The sequence below is a fragment of the Pseudomonas shirazensis genome (assembly GCF_050496565.1).
Lineage (GTDB): Bacteria > Pseudomonadota > Gammaproteobacteria > Pseudomonadales > Pseudomonadaceae > Aquipseudomonas > Aquipseudomonas shirazensis_A.
Genome location: NZ_JBNWAE010000006.1, coordinates 71,101 through 92,689, shown reverse-complemented (window position 1 = coordinate 92,689; position 21,589 = coordinate 71,101). Strand labels below are relative to the sequence as shown.

At 63.4% G+C, this 21,589-nt stretch carries 18 protein-coding genes; 10 read left to right on the top strand and 8 right to left on the bottom strand.

What is annotated here, in order from left to right; genetic code table 11:
* Positions 1-196: 196 nt before the first annotated feature.
* The 5 genes from ACQZ2L_RS10790 to ACQZ2L_RS10770 form a co-directional block, all read right to left on the bottom strand.
* Positions 197-865, bottom strand: a complete 669-nt coding sequence (locus tag ACQZ2L_RS10790; RefSeq protein WP_430326032.1) for a DUF4880 domain-containing protein — start codon at positions 863-865, stop codon at positions 197-199.
* Positions 811-1,062 (bottom strand): FecR/PupR family sigma factor regulator, encoded by a 252-nt coding sequence (locus ACQZ2L_RS10785; RefSeq protein WP_430326178.1) that lies wholly within the window; start codon positions 1,060-1,062, stop codon positions 811-813. Before ACQZ2L_RS10785 ends, ACQZ2L_RS10790 begins: the two co-directional genes overlap by 55 nt.
* A gap of 56 nt (positions 1,063-1,118) precedes the next feature.
* Entirely contained in the window at positions 1,119-1,637 is a 519-nt protein-coding gene (locus tag ACQZ2L_RS10780; RefSeq protein WP_430326031.1) for a sigma-70 family RNA polymerase sigma factor, read from the bottom strand.
* Between the two features lie 144 nt (positions 1,638-1,781).
* On the bottom strand, positions 1,782-2,237 hold the full coding sequence (locus ACQZ2L_RS10775) for a DUF4440 domain-containing protein (protein WP_430326030.1): 456 nt from the start codon (positions 2,235-2,237) through the stop codon (positions 1,782-1,784).
* A 90-nt stretch (positions 2,238-2,327) separates the two neighbouring features.
* A complete protein-coding gene (locus tag ACQZ2L_RS10770; protein WP_178080778.1) occupies positions 2,328-2,495 on the bottom strand; it encodes a DUF6026 family protein in 168 nt (55 codons plus the stop codon).
* A gap of 198 nt (positions 2,496-2,693) precedes the next feature.
* On the opposite strand from ACQZ2L_RS10770, the gene gnd reads away from it, so the two are divergent.
* The 6 genes from gnd (at position 2,694) to ACQZ2L_RS10740 (ending at position 9,673) form a co-directional block, all read left to right on the top strand.
* Entirely contained in the window at positions 2,694-3,677 is a 984-nt protein-coding gene (gnd, locus tag ACQZ2L_RS10765) for a phosphogluconate dehydrogenase (NAD(+)-dependent, decarboxylating) (protein ID WP_430326029.1), read from the top strand.
* On the top strand, positions 3,674-5,176 hold the full coding sequence (gene zwf / locus ACQZ2L_RS10760; RefSeq protein ID WP_207073050.1) for a glucose-6-phosphate dehydrogenase: 1,503 nt from the start codon (positions 3,674-3,676) through the stop codon (positions 5,174-5,176). The genes gnd and zwf overlap by 4 nt, the downstream gene beginning before the upstream one ends.
* A gap of 72 nt (positions 5,177-5,248) precedes the next feature.
* The gene (locus tag ACQZ2L_RS10755; protein ID WP_430326028.1) at positions 5,249-7,039 is read left to right on the top strand and encodes a glycoside hydrolase family 15 protein; all 1,791 of its coding nucleotides are present in this window, start codon (positions 5,249-5,251) and stop codon (positions 7,037-7,039) included.
* Between the two features lie 188 nt (positions 7,040-7,227).
* Positions 7,228-7,686: a GNAT family N-acetyltransferase gene (locus ACQZ2L_RS10750; RefSeq protein WP_430326027.1), complete on the top strand. Its 459-nt coding sequence runs from the start codon at positions 7,228-7,230 to the stop codon at positions 7,684-7,686.
* Between the two features lie 121 nt (positions 7,687-7,807).
* Positions 7,808-8,998: an MFS transporter gene (locus ACQZ2L_RS10745; protein ID WP_430326026.1), complete on the top strand. Its 1,191-nt coding sequence runs from the start codon at positions 7,808-7,810 to the stop codon at positions 8,996-8,998.
* A gap of 54 nt (positions 8,999-9,052) precedes the next feature.
* The gene (locus tag ACQZ2L_RS10740) at positions 9,053-9,673 is read left to right on the top strand and encodes a TetR/AcrR family transcriptional regulator (RefSeq protein WP_430326025.1); all 621 of its coding nucleotides are present in this window, start codon (positions 9,053-9,055) and stop codon (positions 9,671-9,673) included.
* Between the two features lie 52 nt (positions 9,674-9,725).
* Here ACQZ2L_RS10740 and preA read toward each other — a convergent pair whose 3' ends face one another.
* The 3 genes from preA to hydA all read right to left on the bottom strand — a co-directional run bounded on the left by preA (position 9,726) and on the right by hydA (position 13,939).
* On the bottom strand, positions 9,726-11,000 hold the full coding sequence (gene preA, locus ACQZ2L_RS10735; protein ID WP_430326024.1) for an NAD-dependent dihydropyrimidine dehydrogenase subunit PreA: 1,275 nt from the start codon (positions 10,998-11,000) through the stop codon (positions 9,726-9,728).
* The gene (locus ACQZ2L_RS10730; RefSeq protein WP_430326023.1) at positions 11,001-12,368 is read right to left on the bottom strand and encodes an NAD(P)-dependent oxidoreductase; all 1,368 of its coding nucleotides are present in this window, start codon (positions 12,366-12,368) and stop codon (positions 11,001-11,003) included.
* A gap of 131 nt (positions 12,369-12,499) precedes the next feature.
* Positions 12,500-13,939 (bottom strand): dihydropyrimidinase, encoded by a 1,440-nt coding sequence (gene hydA / locus ACQZ2L_RS10725; protein ID WP_430326022.1) that lies wholly within the window; start codon positions 13,937-13,939, stop codon positions 12,500-12,502.
* Between the two features lie 598 nt (positions 13,940-14,537).
* Between hydA and ACQZ2L_RS10720 the strand changes: the two genes are divergently transcribed.
* From ACQZ2L_RS10720 to ACQZ2L_RS10705, 4 genes are all read left to right on the top strand, one after another.
* On the top strand, positions 14,538-16,028 hold the full coding sequence (locus ACQZ2L_RS10720) for an NCS1 family nucleobase:cation symporter-1 (protein ID WP_430326021.1): 1,491 nt from the start codon (positions 14,538-14,540) through the stop codon (positions 16,026-16,028).
* A gap of 50 nt (positions 16,029-16,078) precedes the next feature.
* Positions 16,079-17,362 (top strand): Zn-dependent hydrolase, encoded by a 1,284-nt coding sequence (locus ACQZ2L_RS10715; RefSeq protein ID WP_430326020.1) that lies wholly within the window; start codon positions 16,079-16,081, stop codon positions 17,360-17,362.
* Between the two features lie 495 nt (positions 17,363-17,857).
* Positions 17,858-20,218 (top strand): FdhF/YdeP family oxidoreductase, encoded by a 2,361-nt coding sequence (locus ACQZ2L_RS10710; RefSeq protein ID WP_430326019.1) that lies wholly within the window; start codon positions 17,858-17,860, stop codon positions 20,216-20,218.
* Positions 20,211-21,587, top strand: a complete 1,377-nt coding sequence (locus ACQZ2L_RS10705; RefSeq protein ID WP_430326018.1) for a cytochrome ubiquinol oxidase subunit I — start codon at positions 20,211-20,213, stop codon at positions 21,585-21,587. Before ACQZ2L_RS10710 ends, ACQZ2L_RS10705 begins: the two co-directional genes overlap by 8 nt.
* The last annotated feature ends 2 nt before the right edge of the window (positions 21,588-21,589 follow it).

Sequence of the window (21,589 nt, the reverse complement as noted above, 5' to 3'; positions counted from 1 at the left end):
CCGTTCAGCGCGGTCCTCCCGGGAGCAATGCCGGAGTGAGGGAACCCCGCAGCGCAGCGTAGGGGCCGTATGTGGGAGCGACGGCTTTTGGTTCCTTTTGGCCACGACCAAAAGGGACTCGCCGTAAGGGCGAAAGGGGCCATAACTCGCAATAAATCAAATGGATAAGCTCACAAAACCAGCAGCAAACCACAGATCAAACCGCCACAACCCGAACCCACCACCGCGTCCGCTCCACCACCCTGACCGGCAACAACCGCTCGATATTACCCAGCAACCCCTCAGGGTCACCCAAACGAAACACCCCACTCAAACGCAACCCGGCAACCTCAGCATCACACCCAAGCCACCCAACCCGATACCGCCCAGCCTCGGCCAAAAACTCCCCAAGCCCCACATCACTGGCAACCAACACCCCCCGACTCCAACCAAATGGATCGATGCCCACGCCAACCAACGGCCTGACCCCTGCGCCATCCACCGCCACCCCATCCCCCGCAGCCAACTGCTGCACCCCGCCAGCCGAGCACACCAGCACTTGCCCCCGCGCCACATGCACCTCAGTGAACCCAGCCCGCTCCCGCACCACCGCTCGCGCTCCGCGCCCTTCACAACTGGCGAAGCGGCAACCGGCAACCCAGCTAGGCCCATCCAGCAATACCTCACCCGATCGCAGCAGCACCCGACCAGCCTCGATATCCACTGCACTGTCGGTGTTCAACAGCACCTCACCACCAGCGGCCATCGGCACCCGTCGACGCTCCCCGGTAGCCGTGGCAAAGTCACTCCGCCAGCCAGGCGCGGTATGGCTCAACAGCAAGGCGCCACTGCCAACCGCCAAACCCACCCCAAGCAACGACAGCATCCGCCGTCGACCCACATCAACCTCGGCCCTGCGTAACACTGCCGAGGTCTGCGCTGCGTCCGGTAACCGCCCGGGGTCAAACTGACCCGCCAACTGGCCCAACGCAGCCAGGCCAACTCATGCCGGCCATCGCGCTGCCGCCACGCCATTAGCTGCGCCTGCAACTCGGGGTGGTGCGGCTGATCGCGCAGGCGCATCTGCCACTCGATGGCCTTGCACACGATCGCCTCCGGCAGTCGCTCCGCGCTCGCGTTCACAGGGCGTCCTCGAAGCACACCCGATAGCAGTGGAGCAGGGCGCTGGCGACGTGCCGCTCGGCCGTGCGGCAGGAAGTACCCAACTGCTCGGCCACTTGCGTGTGGGTCATTCCGCTCAACTGATACAGCAGAAACGCCTCACGCACAGCAGGTTTGAGGCCGTCGAGCATCTGCGCGATGCGCTCCAGGCATTGCAGCGCCTCATGGCGAACTGCAGGCGAAGGGAAGCTGGCCGCTGGCTGCAGGGCCAGGGTCTCAAGGTAGGCGCGTTCCAGTGCATCGCGGCGCCAGTGGTCGATCACCAGGCCGCGGGCGATGCGCGCCAGCAACGCCCGCGGCGCGCGGTCGCTGATCGGCTGGTTACGCACGAGCAAGCGCACGAAGGTGTCCTGCGCCAGGTCGGCAGCCTGCTGCGAGCAGCCCAGCGAACGCCGCAGCCATGCCTGCAGCCAGCTGCGCTGGGTACCGTAGAGCACATCAAGAGGGATGATCGAATCTGTTTCATGCAGCGACATGCGACGCCCCTGGCAGACAGGCACAGTTGATTGAGGACCGGGCGCAAGATAAAAGCGAATGGTTCCCAATTCAACTTATTTATTGTCTGCCGCGCAGCTCTTTTGGCGCCCGCCTGCCGTGCCCTGCAAAGCCTTCCACAAGCTTCAGTCAGCAGGCAGCAGCGAGGAATGATGATGGCTGATCAGCCACTCACTGCCGGTCCAGTTGTAGGTAAAGGTATATCGAGCGGCCACTTGCTTGCCGGTCGCCGCAAAATCGAATGTGTACAGCCCGGCCAGTGATGCCTGGTTGCAACCGATGCTGACGTGGTGACTATTGAGTGTGCCGGATGGGCGGTCAGCCAAAAAATGCTTGAAGTAATCAATACGCTCGGCAGTGTTCAACCGCGGCAGACTGGACACCGTGGGCAGCAACAGCGCGTCTGCTGCATAGAGTTTGGCCACGGCCGCAGGATCACCGGTCTGCAAGCTGGCATTCCATTGGCTGAACAGCGACAGCACGTCATCGTCGGCGACTGGCTGGCACTGTGTGATCGCCGCCGTCGCGTACGCAGGCAAGCACAGGAACACTACAGATAAGTAGAGGGAGGTGCGATTCATGCTGAAACTCCTTGGAAGCAGGCCGCCGGATGGGCCTGCGAGGCTTCCAAGGTAGAAACAACTGCGCGGGATAAATGTAGGTAAAGGGCCTCAGCTAATGAGGGACTTTTCGCTGTTTTTGCCCTGCTCAAGCTGCAGGCTCAACTGCGCGACCTGTTGCAACAGCAGGTCACGCTCTTCCTTCAGACGACGCAGTTCATCACGGCGAACGGAAACAAAAAGGGTCTGGACGGGAGTGTTTTGCATCAAGGTACCCATTGCACACCTCGCAATTGGCTAGTGACATTCTAAGCGTAGCCGCTCATACGGCGCGCATTCTGAATTCTTTCTGCAAGCTTGGGAACTTTTTTGTTTATGGTGGTCAGGCCGTTCGTCGCTGAACCCTTTGCCGATGAGCTGGACTAATCTGAAAACCTGAAACGCCTTGTTATCTATTTCTGAGGGGAGCGACGCCACATGCAACTGGGAATCGTCGGGCTGGGCCGCATGGGCGGCAATATTGCAAGACGGCTGATGCGTGCCGGGCATCGTACCGTGGTCCATGACCGCAACCGCGACGCGGTCACCGCCCTGGAAAATGAAGGCGCCCAAGGTGCCCACGACTTGGGTGCAATGATTCAAAAACTCAAAGCCCCGCGCGCCGTGTGGGTGATGCTGCCGGCCGGTGAGCCGACCGAGCAGACCATCCGCCAGCTGGCCGACCTGCTCGAGCCGGGCGATGCGATCATCGACGGCGGTAATACCTTCTACAAAGACGACATGCGCCGCGCAGCCGAGCTGTCCCTGCGTGGCCTGCATTATCTGGATGTCGGCACCTCCGGCGGCGTGTGGGGCCTGGAGCGTGGTTACTGCATGATGATCGGTGGTGAGAAGGACGTATTCGAGCGTCTTGAGCCGCTGTTCAGCGCCCTGGCCCCAGGCGTTGGCGAGATCCCCCGCACCCTGGGCCGCGAAGGTGAGCACGCCCGTGCCGAGCATGGTTATATCCATGCTGGCCCGGCAGGCTCCGGCCACTACGTGAAGATGATCCACAACGGCATTGAATACGGCTTGATGCAGGCCTATGCCGAAGGCTTCGACCTGCTGCGCAGCAAGGGCGGTGAAGAACTGCCGGAGGCCCAGCGCTTTAATTTGAACGTGGCAGAAATCGCCGAAGTCTGGCGCCGTGGCAGCGTGGTCACCTCGTGGCTGCTCGACCTGACTGCCGACGCGCTGGTCGCAGACCCGGCCTTGGCCCAGTTCAGTGGTTCGGTGTCGGACAGCGGTGAAGGCCGCTGGACCATCGACGCCGCCGTCGAGCAGGCCGTGCCGGTACCGGTCTTGTCCAGCGCGCTGTTTGCCCGCTTCCGTTCACGCCAGCAGCAGGGCACCTTCGGCGACAAGGTCCTGTCGGCCATGCGCCTGGGCTTCGGTGGGCATGTCGAGAACAAGCGCCCATGAGCCAAGCGAAGATACCCGCAGCACCGCCGTGCACGTTGTTTCTGTTCGGCGCCAGTGGTGATCTGGTCAAGCGCCTGCTGATGCCGGCGCTGTACAACCTCAGCCGCGACGGCCTGCTCGATCGCAATCTGCGTATCGTCGGCGTTGACCACAACGCTGCCAGTGCCGAGGAGTTTGCCGAGCGCCTGCACAGTTTCATGGCCAACCGCGAGCAGGGCGAGGGCGCGACCAAGAACCTCGATGAAAAGGTCTGGGCGCGGCTGGCCAAGCGGCTGGATTACCAGACCGGTGATTTCCTTGATCCGGCCACCTATCAGGCCTTGGCCAAGCGCGTCGAGGGCACCCGCCATGGCAACGCCATCTTCTATCTGGCCACGTCGCCGCGATTCTTCCCTGAGGTAGCGCAGCGGCTGGGCGAGGCGGGCTTGCTCGATGAGTCGGCTGGAGGCTTTCGCCGGGTGGTGATCGAAAAACCGTTTGGCACCGACCTGGCCAGTGCCGAGGCGCTCAATGCCTGCCTGCTCAAGGTCATGCATGAACGCCAGATCTATCGCATCGACCATTATCTGGGCAAGGAGACGGTGCAGAACATCCTGGTCAGCCGGTTCTCCAATGGCCTGTTCGAATCGTTCTGGAACAATCACTACATCGACCATGTGCAGATCACCGCTGCCGAGACCGTCGGCGTCGAAACTCGTGGTGCGTTCTACGACAACACCGGCGCGTTGCGCGACATGGTCCCCAATCACCTGTTCCAGCTGTTGGCCATGGTCGCCATGGAGCCACCAGCGGCATTCGGCGCCGATGCGGTGCGCGGCGAGAAGGCCAAGGTGATCGGCGCCATCCGCCCCTGGTCGACCAAGATGGCCCTGAAGAACTCGGTACGCGGCCAGTACAGCGTCGGCAAGCAAGGCCGCAAGCGCGTGCCGGGATACCGCGAAGAAGCCAACGTAGCCCCCGACAGCCAGACCGAAACCTACGTTGCCTTGAAGGTGATGATCGACAACTGGCGCTGGGCTGGGGTGCCGTTTTACCTGCGTACCGGCAAGCGCATGAGCGTGCGCGACACCGAGATCGCCATCTGCTTCAAGCCGGCGCCGTACGCGCAGTTTCGTGAATCGGAACTGGAGCGGCCCAAGCCCAATTACCTGAAAATCCAGATCCAGCCGAATGAAGGCATGTGGTTCGACCTGCAGGCCAAGCGCCCGGGCCCGGAGATGATCATGGAGAATGTCGAGCTCGGCTTTGCCTACAAGGACTTCTTCAAGATGCCGCCGGCGACCGGCTACGAGACGCTGATCTACGACTGCCTGACCGGTGACCAGACGCTGTTCCAGCGCGCTGACAACATCGAAAACGGCTGGCGTGCCGTGCAGCCGTTTCTCGATGCCTGGGCCAGCGAGAGCAAGGTGCATGAATACCCCGCCGGCGAGGATGGTCCGGAAGCGGGCAACGAGCTGCTCAGCCGTGACAAGCGCGAGTGGCACAGCCTGGGCTGATGTTGCTGGGTCGGTAGAACTTTTCGGTGATTTACCCCGCCAAACCTGTTCAACCCATGCCAAGGAGTTTCAATGCCAGCCCCGATCGAAGACTACGCTCTGCTTGGCAACTGCCGTAGCGCCGCCCTGGTCAGCCGCGACGGCTCGATCGACTGGCTATGCCTGCCGCGCTTCGATGCCCCGGCGGTGTTTGCCGCCTTGCTCGGCAACGAAGAAAACGGCCGCTGGCGCCTGGCGCCCTCCGATCCAGTCCAGAGCAGCACCCGCCAATACCTCGAAGACAGCCTGATTCTGGAAACGGTGTACAGCACCGCCAGCGGTCGGGCGCGGGTGCTCGATCTGATGCCGCTGGGTGACACCAACTCGGTGATTCGCATTGTCGAAGGGCTTGCTGGCGAGACCAGCTTCGAGATGGACCTGGTGCTGCGTTTTGATTACGGGCGCAGCGTGCCGTGGGTGGAAAAGATCGACCCGCTGACCCTCAGCGCCGTGGCTGGGCCTGATCGTCTGATCCTCGCGAGCAGCATCGCCACCCATGCCTGGGATCACCATACCGGCGTGCGCTTTCGCGTCGCTGCCGGCGAGCGCCAGGTGTTCAGCCTGCGCCATCAGCCTTCGCATCTGCCGGTGCAGCCTGACTGCGATGTGGACGAAGCGTTTACCCATACCCTCAACGAATGGCAGAGCTTTGCGGGCCGCTGCCCTGACGTTGGCCGCTACAGCGCGCAGGTGCGGCGTTCATTGATCACTCTCAAAGCGATGACCTATGCGCCCACGGGCGGCATCGTCGCGGCGGTGACCACCTCGCTGCCGGAGCGGGTCGGCGGTGAGCGCAACTGGGACTACCGCTACTGCTGGCTACGCGATGCGACCATGACCTTGCTGGCCTTCATGAACCTGGGCTACTTCGACGAAGCGCAGGCCTGGCGCGAATGGCTGCTGCGTTCGGTGGCGGGCAACCCTGAGCAGATGCAGATCATGTACGGCCTGGCCGGCGAACGTGATCTGCAGGAGTATGAGCTGCCGTGGCTGGCTGGTTACGAGCACTCCCAGCCAGTGCGGGTCGGCAACGCTGCGGCAGGCCAGCATCAGCTGGATATTTATGGCGAAGTAGCCGATGCCATGACCCAGGCGATCAAGGGCGGCCTGCCGCGTCACCCCCGCAGTGCGGCGATTGCGCGGTTGATTCTGCCGTATGTGGAAAGCATCTGGCGCGAGCCGGATGAGGGTATCTGGGAAGTGCGCGGCGGCACCCAGCACTTCGTGCATTCCAAGGTCATGGCCTGGGTCGCTTTTGACCGTGCCGCGAGCCTGGCGGAGACCACCGAAGAGGAGCTTGAGCGCGGCCAGCATTACCGCCGGGTGGCGGACGAGATTCACCGCGAAGTCTGTGCCAAGGGGCTCGACCCAAGCGGTGAGCATTTCGTTCAGGCCTACGGCTCCAGCGAAATGGACGCCAGCCTGCTGCAGATTGCCTTGACCGGATTCTTGCCAGCCGACGATCCACGTTTTGTCCGGACCCTGGAGCAGATCGAAAGCCGGTTGCTGAAGCATGGCCTGTTGCTGCGCTATGACACTGACAGTTGCGGCGACGGGCTGTCGTCGGGGGAGGGGACGTTTCTGGTGTGTTCGTTCTGGTTGGCTGACGTGTACGTGTTGCAGGGCCGCCCTGAGCAGGCCGAGGCGCTGTATCAGCGCCTGCTCGGGCTGTGCAACGACCTCGGTTTGCTGGCCGAGCAATACGACCCAACCGGGCAGCGCATGCTCGGCAACTTCCCCCAGGCGTTCAGCCATATCGGCATCATCAACACCGCGTTGAACCTGCACAAAGCGCAGTGCCCAGCGCGGGCGCGTTGTGCTTGAATGCTGCCCATAAACCGCATTGGCCCGTGTAGGAGCGGCCTTGTGTCGCGAAAGGGTCGCGCAGCGGCCCCACGATTTATACCTCACCACAACATCGCCGGGCCAGCTTCGCTGGCCTTTCGCGACACAAGGCCGCTCCTACACGGGCCAATGCGGTCTTCAGGGATCTGCCTGTAAAGGATTTGCTCATGCATTCGCTGCACTGGCTCGAACATCACATGCACCACTGCGCCGACATGGCGCAACGGCTTCACCAGCAATTCAGCTACGAATACGCAACGCAGCCGCTGGCAGACTGGCAAGCGGAATTCGCCGAGGGCCAGCGTAACGGTGACTGGAAATGCCTGGTCGCGATTGAGCAGGGGCGCTTGCTCGGCGGCGCCTGCCTGGCAGCCGCTGACCTGCCCGAGCGCGCAGACCTCGGCCCTTGGCTGGCATGTGTACTGGTCGAACCCGAAGCCCGCGGCAGGGGGCTGGCGGCGCAGTTGATCGAAGCGATCTGCGCCCACGCCAGCTCACTGGGTATCCTTCGCCTATATCTGCACACCCACGACCAGAGCGCTTACTACGCCAAGCGCGGCTGGCACGTGCTGGAGCGTTTCGAGGCCTGGGACAAGGAGCAGTGGCTGATGGCCCGCGATCTGTAGCGAGCTGGGACAGCCAGGCTGAAAGATACAATCCTGGTTAACTCAACTCCGGCATTGGCATGCCTAACCCAGCTTCGGACCGTGTTAGAAATCAGCTCCCAGTCGCCCAAGGATCGTGCCGATGAACTCACCTGCTACCCCTCGTTTCGGTACTTTCTGCTTTGCCAGCTTCCTGCTGGCGATTGCCTATGGCGCGACCTTTCTACTGTCGCTGCTGGTGCGCTCGTTCGGCGGTAACGAGCACGATGCCGGTCAGGTATTTGCGGTGGCCATGGTCAGTACGCTGATCGCGGTGCTGGTTTCCGGCCATGTGCTGCAGCGTTTAGGCTCGGCCCGCTGTATCGCGCTGGGCGCATTGTGCCTTGTGCTCGCTTCTTTGGGCTTTGCCCTGACGCCGGGGCTGGGTTTGATGCTGATGACCTGCGGCGCGCTGCTTGGCATCGGCTGGGGTGTGTTCTACACCGTCGGGCCAATCATGGTCGCGGCAATGGTCGCGCCAGCGCGGCGCACGCACTGCTTTGCGCTGTTGTCCGGGAGCATGCTGGCCGGCATCGGCAGCGGCCCGTTGGTGGGCAAGCTGGCCGCGTTGGCGGGGCTGCCGGTGCAGGCGGCTTTCATCACTGCCGCGTTGACCGCAGCGCTGGGCGGTGGCTATTTCTGGCGCTTGGGCGCAGCCACTGCCATCGCCCAGCAGCGCCCCAGCGAGCCGGTACAGATCAGCCTGCGCTCGGCGGCCGAGGTGCTGCGCTCGCGCTCGGCGTTGTCGATCGTGATGGTCGGCCTGGGTGGGGCTATCTTCGGCGGTATGGGCAGTTTTCAGACCAGCTACGCGGCAAGCCTTGGCCTAGACTACTCGCTGTTTTTCATCGGCTTCATGGGCGCCGCCATTACCTGCCGGTTGTTGATCGCCGGTTGGGTGGTCAAACGCAGTCCGCTGCCGACCTCGCTGGCCTTGACCACACTGATGCTGATCGCCGTGCTGGGCTTTGCCAGCTGGGTGCATGACAGCCTCAGCTATGTGCTGGTTGCCGGCGTGCTGGGCATCGGCTATGGCCTGAACTACTCGGTGATCAATGGCCTGGCCGCCAATGAAGCGCCGCCGCACCTGACCGCGCAGGCGTTGCTGCTGTTCAGCCTGGCGTATTTCATCGGCGTTTTCGGCTTCCCGTTCTTCGCCGGCAAGCTGATCAGCCAGAGCGGCGTCGCGGGCATGCTGTTCAGCGTCAGCGTGATCGCGCTGTTGGTCTGGGCCCTGGCAGCTGGCCGTTACCTGTTGCAACGCTTGCAGCGCAGGGCGCCGCTTGCCGAGTGAGTAACGCCGGCAAAACTGTTAGCCTTGACGGGTTTCAGTCGTTTTGGACAGGCCATGGCCAACCACAAGATCGAGATCCGCCGCCGTAACGTCGAAAAGATTCTCCACGCTGCCGAAAAGGTCTTCGCCGAGAAGGGCTTCGGCGCGACGTCGATGGGCGATATCGCCGAGCAGGCCGAGCTGCCGCGGTCCAACCTGCATTACTACTTCAACACCAAAGACGACCTGTACCGCGCCGTGCTGCAGGACCTGCTCGAAGTGTGGAAGCAGGACGCCCTGTGCTTCGAGCGTTTCGACGACCCGCGGGTGGTACTGACCAGTTATATCCGGGCCAAGATGAGCCACTCGCGCTCGCGCTCGCTGGGCTCCAAGATCTGGGCTGAAGAGATGCTCCACGGCGCGCCGCTGCTGGGCACAAGCCTGGACGAAAGCCTGGTGCCGTGGGCGCAGTTGAAGGAGACCAAGATCCGTCGCTGGGTCGAAGAACAGCGAATTCTGCCGGTCGAGCCGTCGGCGCTGCTGTACATGATCTGGGCCGCAACCCAGCACTACGCCGACTTCGGTTATCAGGTGACGTTGCTCAACGGCGGTGAGCCGCTGTCGGACATGGCCTTTGAGCGCGCCATCCAGACCGTGACCGGGGTGATCCTGCGCGGGATCGGTCTGGAGCCCTGAAACAGCTGCGCCGGGCTCGGGCCCGGCGCACTGTATAGCCGCTGTTCAGCCCTCAGCTGGCTTCGCGGTAGGGGTTGCGCGGGTCCTGGGTCCAGTTCAGATACGGCTTGCCGGTGTCCTGCGGGACCATCTCGATGCAGTTCTCGACCGGGCAGGTGATCTGGCACAGGTTGCAACCCACACACTCCTGATCGATCACGCTGTAGATGTGCGTGCCATCTGCCTTGACCGTACTGTCGATGGCCTGGTGCGAGGTGTCTTCGCAGGCAATATGGCAACGGCCACAGCCGATGCAGGCATCCTGGTCGATCTTGGCGATCACCTGATAGTTGATGTCCAGGTACTTCCAGTCGGTCGTGTGTCCCACGGCCTGACCGCGGAACGCCTCCAGGCTTTGATGGCCATGCTGATCCATCCAGCGCGACAAGCCGTCTTTCATGTCCTCGACAATCCGAAAACCATGCAGCATCGCCGCCGTGCCCACCTGCACCGCGCCACTGCCCAGAGCGATGAATTCGGCAGCATCACGCCAGTTGCCGATGCCACCGATGCCGCAGATCGGCAAGCCGCGGGTCTGCGGATCGCGGGCAATTTCCGCCACCATATTCAGCGCGATCGGCTTGACCGCCGAGCCGCAGTAGCCGCCGTGGGTGCTCTGATCGCCGACGATAGGGTGGGCCACCATGCGGTCCAGATCGACGCTGGTGATCGAGTTGATGGTGTTGATCAGCGACACCGCATCGGCGCCTCCGCGATGGGCAGCGCGGGCCGACTGGCGGATGTCGGTGATGTTCGGCGTCAGCTTGACGATCACCGGCAGCGAACAGTAGGTCTTGCACCAGCGGGTGACCAGCTCGACATACTCGGGCACCTGGCCGACGGCCGCGCCCATGCCGCGCTCGGGCATGCCGTGGGGGCAGCCGAAGTTCAGCTCGATGCCGTCGGCGCCAGTGGCTTCGACCAACGGCAGGATGAACTTCCACGATTCCTCTTCACAGGGCACCATCAGTGAAACGATCAGCGCGCGATCCGGCCAGTCCTTCTTCACCTGGGTGATCTCGCGCAGGTTGATCTCTAGCGAACGGTCGGTGATCAGCTCAATGTTGTTGATGCCCTGTACCAGCCGGTTGGCGCCGAAGTGCGCCGAGTAGCGCGACGACACATTGACTGCGGCCGGGTCTTCGCCAAGGGTTTTCCAGACCACACCGCCCCAGCCCGCCTCGAACGCGCGGACCACGTTGTAGGCCTTGTCGGTAGGTGGTGCGGAGGCCAGCCAGAACGGGTTGGGCGCCTTGATGCCAGCGAATACGATCGACAGATCGGCCATTTATGCGGCCTCCACATTGAGCATGAGTTGGGCATGAATGGCTTCAGCGGCCAGTTTGCCGTGTTGCACTGCCTGTACGGTGAGGTCCTGGCCGAGCGCCGTGCAGTCACCGCCGGCGTACACGCCGGGCAGGCTGGTGCGCAGGCACTGATCGACACGAATGCGCTCGCCGTCGCGGGCCAGTTGCGCCGCCAGTGGGTCGCTCAGGCTGGCGTCGTCGAAGCATTGGCCGATGGCCTTGAAGATGGCATCGGCAGCCAGCTCGAAGCTTTCGCCGGTGTCGCGCAGGCGACCGTCGACCATCTCGGTACGCATGAAGCGCATGCCACGCACGCGGCTCACGTCATCCAGCAACACCGCATCGGGGCGCGCCCAGGTGTGCAGGCGGACCTGGTTGGCCTTGGCGATATCCTGTTCATGCTCGGTGGCGCCCATGTCGGCATGGCCGCGGCGATACACCAGGTTGACGTCACGGGCACCGAGGCGGCTCATCTGCACGGCCATGTCGATGGCCGTGTTGCCGGCGCCGATCACCAGGCAGCGCTCAGCCAGTGGCAGCACGCTCAGGTCTTGCGCCTGACGTAGTTCGCGGATGTATTCGGTGGCCGCGAGCAGGCCAGGTGCCTCTTCATCCGCCAGCCCCAACTGGCGCACGGCATTCAGGCCTACACCGAGGAACACCGAATCGTATTGCTGATGCAGGTCGGTCAGGCTGAGGTTGGCGCCCAGGCGTTGGCCATGACGAATCTCGATGCCACCGATGCCGAGCAGGAAGTCGACCTCGCGCTGGGCGTAGTCGTCCACCAGCTTGTAGCGGGCGATGCCGTATTCATTGAGGCCACCGGCCTTTTCTTGCGCTTCGAAAATCACCACGTCATGCCCATGCATGGCCAGCCGGTGCGCGCACGACAGCCCGGCCGGGCCTGCGCCGACCACGGCAATACGCTTGCCGCTGGCGGGTGAGCGCTTGAACGGGTGTTCGCTGAAATTGGCGTTGTCCACTGCATAGCGTTGCAGCAAGCCGATCAGGACCGGTGCGCATTCCTGGGCGTTGTTGCGCACACAGGCTTGCTGGCAAAGGATCTCGGTCGGGCAGACCCGCGCGCAGCTGCCGCCAAGGATATTGGCCGAGAGGATCTTCTCGGCCGCACCCTGCAGGTTGTCGTCGCTGATGCGATGGATGAACGAGGGGATGTCGATATCGCTTGGGCATGCGTTGATGCACGGGGCATCGAAGCAATACAGGCAGCGGGCGCTTTCCACGGCGGCCTGGCGGGCGGTGAGGGGTGGGGCGAGATCGCCGAAGTTATCGGCCAGTTGTTCGGCGCCGGCACGCGGGTGCGGCAAGTGCTTCAGGGCATCGATCACGGTTGGAGCCTCTCTCTTTTTTTTGTCGGTACAGGCGGCGGTTACTCGCCTGGCCGGTCTGGGTTGATGGCAGACAACAGCAATACGGCTGCGCCCGGCCTCTCCCGGGCCGGTGCGCTTTGCAGGCTGAATCAGCGCTCGACGGGCGTCGGGCGCTGGTGCTCGGCGCGACGGCTGAGCACTTCGAACACTGAGGGGTAGGCAGGCCGTTCCAGGTAGCGTCCAGCGCCCGCTTCGGCGCGCAGGTCACCGTCGGCCCAGACCAGTCGGCCCTGGCTGATGGTGTGGCTGGGGATACCGCGCACGGTGCGGCCTTCGAAGATATTGAAATCGACCCGTTGATGGTGGGTCTTGGCCGAAATCGTCCGTGTGCCTTGCGGGTCCCACAGCACCAGGTCGGCGTCGGCACCAACGCGGATGGCGCCCTTGCGCGGGAACAGGTTGAAGATCTTCGCGGTGTTGGTCGAGGTCAGCGCGACAAACTCGTGCATCGACAACCGGCCGCTGTTGACGCCGGCGTCCCACAGCACGGCCATGCGGTCTTCGATGCCGGCGGTGCCGTTGGGGATGCGGCTGAAGTCATTGCGCCCGGCGCCTTTCTGGTCGGCGCAGAAGCAGCAGTGATCGGTCGCAGTGGTGTGCAGGTTGCCGGACTGCAAGCCGCGCCACAGCGCCTCCTGGTGCTCGCGCGGGCGGAACGGCGGGCTCATCACATAGCCGGCGGCGGTGGACCAGTCCGGGTGGCGATAGACGCTGTCGTCGATCAGCAGGTGGCCGGGCAGCACTTCACCGTAGACCGGCTGGCCCTTGGCCCGGGCGTAGGTGATTTCGTCGAGTGCTTCGCGGGTCGAGACGTGCACCAGATACACCGGCGTACCCAGCGTCTCGGCGATGCGGATGGCACGGCTGGCGGCTTCACCTTCCACCTGTGGCGGGCGGGACAGCGGATGTGCCTCGGGGCCGGTCATGCCCTGGGCCAGCAGCTTTTGCTGAAGGTGATAGACCAGCTCGCCGTTTTCGGCATGCACGGTCGGCACCGCGCCCAGTTGCAGGCAGCGCTCGAAGCTGGCGACCAGGGTGTCGTCGGCCGCCATGATCGCGTTCTTGTAGGCCATGAAGTGCTTGAAGCTGTTGACCCCATGCTTGGCCACCAACTCGCCCATCTCTTCGGCAACCTGTTCGCTCCACCAGGTGATGGCGACGTGAAAGCCATAGTCACTGGCCGACTTCTCGGCCCAGCCGCGCCAGGTATGAAAAGCCTCGAGTAGCGACTGCTGCGGGTTGGGGATGACGAAGTCGATGATCGAGGTGGTGCCGCCGGCCAGGCCGGCAGCGGTGCCGGTGAAAAAGTCATCGCTGGCCACGGTGCCCATGAACGGCAACTGCATGTGGGTGTGCGGGTCGATGCCACCAGGCATCAGGTATTGGCCACTGCCATCGAGGATCTCGCAGCCGGCGGGCACATCGAGGTCTTGCCCAATGGCCTGGATACGGCCATCGACACACAGGACATCGGCGGGGTAGCTCTCTTCGTGGGTGACCACGGTGGCACCACGGATCATCAGGGACATGCCGTCTTCCTCGCAGGCTGACCGGTCTTGGCCGGTTCTTGAAATTATCGTGCTGCCAGTAGCTGGAGGATATTTTCAATCCTGTCAGAGCTGACAAGAATGAAATCTAGTTGTTGATCTACTATTGTTCAAGAAATATTTTTATAAGCATATATCGTTATTAAGATATTGATTTATAAAGATAAAAATCAAAATTCACCAAAATGGTGAGGCCGCTCACCATTTTGACGCACTTGACAAGATGCCAATTTGGTCAAGATTTCTCATGCGAAATCAGATGTTTAAATCCAGCGATACACAGGCACGCCAGACTGAAAATAAATTGCCTGCACCAGTTTGAAACCCGCAGCCGTGAATGGCTTTGACGTTCACCCGCCGCCACCACTGAGGGCAACACCGAACATTGACTTGAATGCTTTGCACAACAGCACGTTACCTGCGGCCGGCGGCGGCAAGCGAGACAGGCCTTGGCCGACTCGGCACGTTTATTGAGTGCGCCCGCAGCCAGGCCGGGCCGCAGGTGCAGTACTGCTGGTGGTACTCCGGCCATCGCATTAGCCCGATGAGCAAACAATTAGAAAAACCTGGAGAAGGCCCCATGCAACAGAGCAGATCGCAAGTGATCGAAAAGGACGGCTTGTGCGAGTTGTCCGAGGGCGCCGACGTGCTCGACAGCCCGCGCTACAACCACGACATGGCACCGACCAAGGTGCACCAACGCACCTGGAACAAGTGGCACATCACCGCGCTGTGGGTGGGCATGTCCATCTGCGTGCCGACCTACACTCTCGGCGGTGTGCTCACAGCGTATTTCGGCCTGAGTGTGGGCGAGGCGCTGCTGGCAATCCTGCTGGCCAACCTGATCGTGCTGATCCCACTGACCCTCAACGCCTTTCCCGGCACCAAGTACGGCATCCCGTTCCCGGTGCTGCTGCGTTCGTCCTTCGGCATCATCGGCTCGAACGTGCCGTGCCTGATCCGGGCGGTGGTTGCCTGTGGCTGGTTTGGTATCCAGACCATGTTCGGCGGCCTGGCCATTCACCTGTTTCTCAGCTCGATCTTCGATGGCTGGAAAGCCCTGGCCGGCACCGGCGAGGTGATCGGCTTCATGATCTTCTGGGTGCTCAACCTGTGGGTGGTGCTGCGCGGGGCAGAGTCGATCAAGTGGCTGGAGACGCTCTCGGCGCCGCTGCTGGTGGCGGTCGGTTTTGGCCTGCTGTTCTGGGCCTTGCCGCACATGTCGATGACCGAACTCCTGGCGCAGCCGCCAAAACGCCCGGAAGGCGCCAGCGTGGTCAGTTATTTCTGCGCGGGATTAACGGCGATGGTCGGCTTCTGGGCGACCTTGTCGCTGAACATCCCCGACTTCAGCCGCTACGCCAAGAGCCAGAAGGACCAGATTCTCGGGCAGATCTTTGGCCTGCCGCTGACCATGTTCCTGTTCGCTTCACTGGGCGTGGTGCTGACCGCGGCCTCGGCGTCGCTGGTGGGGGAAACGATCTCTGATCCGGTCAGCCTGATCGGCCGCATCCAGAGCCCAGGCTGGGTCGCGCTGGCCATGGCCTTGATCGTGATTGCTACCTTGTCGACCAACACCGCGGCCAACATCGTCTCGCCAACCAACGACTTCCAGAACATCGCCCCGCGCCTGATCGGGCGCACCCGCGCCGTGCTGCTCACCGGCGTTATCGGCCTGCTGCTGATGGGCCATGAGCTGCTGAAGAAACTGGGCTGGATCGTTTCCGACCTGAGCCTTGAGAGCGTGTATTCCAACTGGCTGTTGGGCTATTCGAGCCTGCTCGGGCCAATCGCCGGGATCATGGTGGTGGACTACTTCCTGATCCGCCGCCAGCAACTGGACCTGGCCGGGCTGTACCGCGACGACGTCTATCCGGCCTGGAACTGGGCCGGTTTCGTCGCCTTTGCCCTGCCAGTGGCGCTGACGCTGATGTCGATCGGCAACAGCAGCTTCAGCTGGTTCTACGACTACGGCTGGTTCACCGGTTCCCTGCTGGGTGCGGCGCTGTACTACGTGCTCGGCCCGCTGGCCGCACGCAGCCCGGTGCGCCTGGCCAAGCCGTTGCCATGAAGCCAGACGCACAACTACGCAGCCACGCATTTGCCTGAGGAGATATGCCCATGACCCCTGCCAAGGATGTCCTGCAATCCAGCCACAGCCACGTCGACAGCCAGCGCTTGTGGCAATCATTGATGGAACTGGCGCGCCTCGGCGCCACGGCCAAGGGCGGTGTCTGTCGGCTGGCCCTGACCGACCTCGACCGCCAGGCCCGCGACCTGTTCGTGCAGTGGTGCGAGGCCGCTGGCTGCACCGTCAGCATCGACGCAGTCGGCAATATCTTTGCCCGTCGGCCCGGGCGTAATCCCGCGCTGGCGCCGGTAATGACCGGCAGCCATATCGACACCCAACCCACTGGCGGCAAGTTCGACGGCTGCTTCGGCGTCATGGCTGGGCTTGAGGTGATCCGCACCCTGAATGACCTGGGCGTGGAAACCGAAGCACCGCTGGAAGTGGTGGTGTGGACCAACGAAGAAGGCTCACGCTTTGCGCCGTGCATGATGGGGTCCGGGGTTTTCGCCGGCAAGTTCACCCTGGAAGAGACGCTGGCCAAGACCGATGCGCAAGGCGTGAGCGTTGGCGAGGCGTTGAACGCCATCGGTTACGCCGGCCCGCGCGCGGTACTCGGCCATCCGGTGGGCGCGTATTTCGAGGCGCATATCGAGCAGGGGCCTATCCTTGAGGATCAGGCCAAGACCATTGGCGTGGTGCTCGGCGCGCTTGGCCAGAAGTGGTTCGACCTGACCCTGCGCGGGGTTGAGGCGCATGCCGGGCCGACGCCGATGCACCTGCGCAAGGATGCTCTGGTCGGCGCGGCGGCGGTGGTCGAAGCGGTCAACCGCACCGCGCACAGCCATCAACCGCATGCCTGCGGGACGGTCGGCTGCCTGCAGGCGTATCCCGGTTCACGCAACGTGATCCCCGGCGAAGTGCGCATGACCCTGGATTTCCGTCACCTTGAAGCCGATCAGCTGCAAGCGATGATCACCGAAGTCAAAACGGTGATCGAAGCGACCTGTGCCAAACATGGTCTGAGTTTCGAGCTGACGCCGACTGCAGACTTCCCTGCACTGTATTTCGACAAGACCTGTGTTGAGGCCGTCCGCAGTGCTGCTGGTGCGCTGGGGCTGTCGCACATGGATATCGTCAGCGGGGCAGGGCATGACGCGATCTTTCTTGCCGAGCTCGGGCCGGCCGGGATGATCTTCGTGCCGTGCGAAAACGGCATTAGCCATAACGAAATCGAGAACGCCACGCCGGAAGATCTGGGTGCAGGTTGCGCGGTGTTGTTGCGCGCCATGCTGGCGGCCTCGGAGGCGATTGCCAGCGGGCGCCTAGCTGCTTGACGCGAAATATCTCACGTCCGTGTAGGAGCGGCCTTGTGTCGCGAAAGGGTCGCATAGCGGCCCCACATTCTCAGCTTCGCCGCTGATACCGCCGGGCCAGCTTCGCTGGCCTTTCGCGACACAAGGCCGCTCCTACACCGGCAGGGTGGGCTAAATCGAGAACGCTACGCCGGAAGATCTGGGTGCAGGTTGCGCGGTGTTGTTGCGCGCCATGCTGGCGGCCTCGGGGCGATCGCCAGCGGGCGCCTGGCTGCTTGACGCGAAATATCTCACGTCCGTGTAGGAGCGGCCTTGTGTCGCGAAAGGGTCGCGTAGCGGCCCCAAATTTTCAGCTTCGCCGCTGATGCCACCGGGCCAGCTATGCTGGCCTTTCGCGACACAAGGCCGCTCCTACACCGGCAGCGTGGGCTGCCAGATAGCGCAACCGTCCTGAACTTTAGCGCTCAGGTTCACCTCGTAATATCTAGACATATCTCCAGCCAACCGAGGCACGCCATGTCGTCGCTCATTCATCCGCACGCCCGCTTCAAGCCCTATCTCTCGGCGGCGGGAGGTTGGGGGTCGGCGCGCTCCGTGATGACCATCCTCTGGCGTGAGCAGGCCCTGGCCAAGTCACCCAAAGCGCTGTTCAAGCAGAACAAGCCCGATGGCTTTGCCTGCGTCAGTTGCGCCTGGGCCAAGCCGGGCAATCCGCACGCGCTGGAGTTCTGTGAAAACGGCGCCAAAGCTACCGCCTGGGAGCTGACCGCGCTGCGCACCGAGCCTGAGTTCTTCGCTCGGCATACCCTCAGCGAGCTGCGCAGCTGGAGTGACCACGACCTTGAGCAGCATGGGCGCCTGACCGAGCCGCTGCGCTACGACCGTGCCACTGATCGTTATCTGCCGGTGAGTTGGGAGCAAGCCCACCGTGAAATCGGCCAGACCCTGCGCAGATTGTTGCCCGAGCAAGTGGTGTTCTACGCCTCGGGGCGGGCGTCGCTGGAAGCCTCGTTCATGTACCAGCTGTTTGCCCGCGCCTACGGCAGCAACAACCTGCCAGACAGCTCCAACATGTGCCACGAGAGCACCTCGGTCGGCTTGCAGGAGAGCATTGGCGTGCCGGTCGGCACCGTTACCCTGGAAGACTTCGAGCAGACCGACTGCATCTTTTTCTTTGGCCAGAACGTCGGCAGCAACAGCCCGCGCATGCTTCACCCGCTGCAGCATGCACGCAGGCGCGGGGTGCCGATCATCACCTTCAACCCGCTGCGCGAGCGCGGCCTGGAGCGCTTCGTCAACCCGCAGTCGCCGCGCGAGATGCTCGGCCCGGACTCCACCGTGATCAGCAGCCAGTATCACCAGGTGGCCATCGGCGGTGATCTGGCGGCGGTGCTTGGCATCAGCAAGACGCTGCTGGAGATGGACCGCGTGGCGCATGTCGAGGGCCGGCCGGCGGTGCTCGATCATGCCTTCATCGCTGAACATACCGAGGGTTTTGCCAGCTTCGTCGAACAGGTCGACAGCTACAGCTGGGCTACCCTCGAGCAGCGCTCGGGGCTGGCCCGCGCAGCGATGGAAGCCGCCGCCACGGTGTATGCCCGCAGTGAGCGGGTGATGCTGGTGTTCGGCATGGGCATGACCCAGCATCGCCATGGCGTGGCCAACGTGCAGATGCTGGTCAACCTGTTGCTGCTGCGCGGCAACATCGGCAAGCCCGGCGCGGGGGTGTGCCCGGTACGTGGCCACTCCAACGTGCAGGGCCAGCGCACGGTCGGCATCACTGAAGACCCGGCCAAGGTGCCGGTAGAAAAGATCGAAGCGCTGTTCGCCTTCAAGGTGCCCGAGAAGATGGGCCTGGCTACCGTGGACACCTGCGAAGGCATTCTTGCCGGCTCCGTGAAAGCCTTCATCGGCCTGGGGGGCAACTTCCTGCGGGCCATCCCGGACACTTCGCGAATGGAGCCGGCCTGGGCCGACCTTGAGCTGAATGTGCAGGTCGCCACCAAGCTCAATCGCACCCACTTGCTGCCGGGGCGCGATGGCTGGTTGCTGCCGTGCCTGGGGCGTATCGAGATCGACCGCCAGGACGGCGTGGCGCAAAGCTACAGCACCGAAGACAGCACCGGCTGCCTGCATGGCTGGCGCGGCACTGCTGAGCCGGCCAGCGAGCACCTGCGCGCCGAAGTAGCGATCATTGCCGGGTTGGCCGAAGCGACCCTGACCGCGGGGCAGGCGAATATCCCCTGGCAGGCTTGGCGCCGTGACTACGCGCTGATACGCGAGGCGATCGCGGCGGTGTATCCGCAGATTTTTCACGACATGGAAACGCGCATGTGGCAGCGCGGCGGTTTCCATCGGCCGCTGCCGGCCTGCGAGCGCAAGTGGCAGACCGAGTCGGGCAAGGCGCAGTTCGTCACGGCCGGGCGCCTGGATGAGGATGATGACGTGTCCGTCAGCCCTGAGCGGCGTGATGTACTGCAGTTGATGACGCTGCGCAGCAACGACCAGTTCAACACCACCATCTACGGCTACGACGACCGCTTTCGCGGGGTGCATGGCACTCGCAGCGTGGTGTTCATGAACCGCAGCGACGTCACTCGGCTGGGTTTTGCCCCGGGCGACTGGGTCAACCTGCGCACCGCCGTCGAGCCTGAAGTGCGCCGCGAAGTGGGGCCGATGCAGATCATCGCCTACGACATCCCGGCAGGTTGCGCGGCGGCTTATTACCCGGAGTGCAACGCGCTGATCCCGCTGTGGCATCACGCTGAACGGAGCAAGGTGCCGGCGGCCAAGTCGGTGCCGGTGACGCTGCATCCAGGTCAGCCCTCGGCGCAGGACCTGCAGCGCGCACTGCCGCAGGGGGAGCAGATTGTTTGAAGCCGCTGACGCCGGCGCCGCGTTGCTGGCGGCGCGTGCGCAGTTCGCGATCACCATCAGCTTTCACATCGTGCTGGCCGCCTTCAGCATTGGCCTGGCGCAGTGGTTGCTGGTGCTCGAGGCACTGTGGCTGTGGCGGCGCAATCAGCACTGTCTCGACCTGTACCGCTATTGGCTGAAGATCTTCGCCCTGACCGTCGCGGTCGGCACGGCGTCGGGGCTGGTGATGGAATATCAGTTCGGCCTCAACTGGTCAGTGTTGTCGGTGAAGGCGGGCGAGGTGATCGGCCCGCTGATGTTCTATGAAGTGCTGGTGGCGTTCTTTCTTGAGGCGGGCTTTCTCGGGGTAATGCTGTTCGGCCTGAACAAGGTCGGCCCGCGCCTGCATTTTCTGGCGACCTGCGCGGTGGCGCTGGGGTCGCTCGTCAGTGCCTTCTGGATCATCTCGGCCAACTCGTGGATGCACACCCCCGCGGGTTTTTCGCTGGCCAGCGACGGCCGCTTTCTCGCCGAGGACTGGTGGGCGATCGTCTTCAACCCGTCGTTCCCTTATCGGCTGACGCACATGCTGCTGGCGGCAATGCTGGGCACGGCGACCATGCTCGCCGGCGCTGCGGGCTGGCATCTGCTGCGCCAGCCGGGCAATCCGCGTGCTCGGCTGCAGTACTCGATGGCGCTGTGGGCAATCGCGCTGCTGGCACCGGTGCAGATCATTGCTGGCGACCTGCACGGGCAGCACACGCTGCAGGTGCAGCCGGTCAAGGTCGCTGCCATCGAAGGCAGCTGGACCCGCCCGCCAGCAGGTGCCGGTGAGCCGCTAAGGCTGTTCGCCGTGCCTGACATGGCCGAGCAGCGCAATCATTTCGAAGTGGCGATTCCACGCCTCGGTTCGCTGTACCTGACCCATGACCTGAGCGGCACCATCAGTGCATTGAACGAGTTCCCGCGGGCCGACTTACCGCCAGTGGCCATCGTGTTCTACGCCTTCCGCGTGATGGTCGGCCTTGGCGTGTTGATGGCCGCGTTGGGCTTCGCCAGCCTGCTGCTGCGCTGGCGCGAACGGTTGTGGCACGCCCGCTGGCTGCAACGCACGAGCGTTGCGCTGGCGCCGGCGGGCTTTGTCGCCATGCTCAGCGGCTGGATCGTCACCGAGGTCGGCCGCCAGCCGTTTACGGTCTATGGCCTGCTGCGCACGGCTGACAGCCTGTCGCCGGTGGCCGCGCCGAAAGTGATCTGGGCCACGCTGGCGATTCTGTTGGTGTACACGCTGGTATTTGGCCTGGGCCTATGGCTGTTGCTGCGCCTGCTGGGCAAACCACCCGAGCCAGACGAGCGCAGCCCGGCGCCGGCCTTGAGCGAGGAGACCTGAGC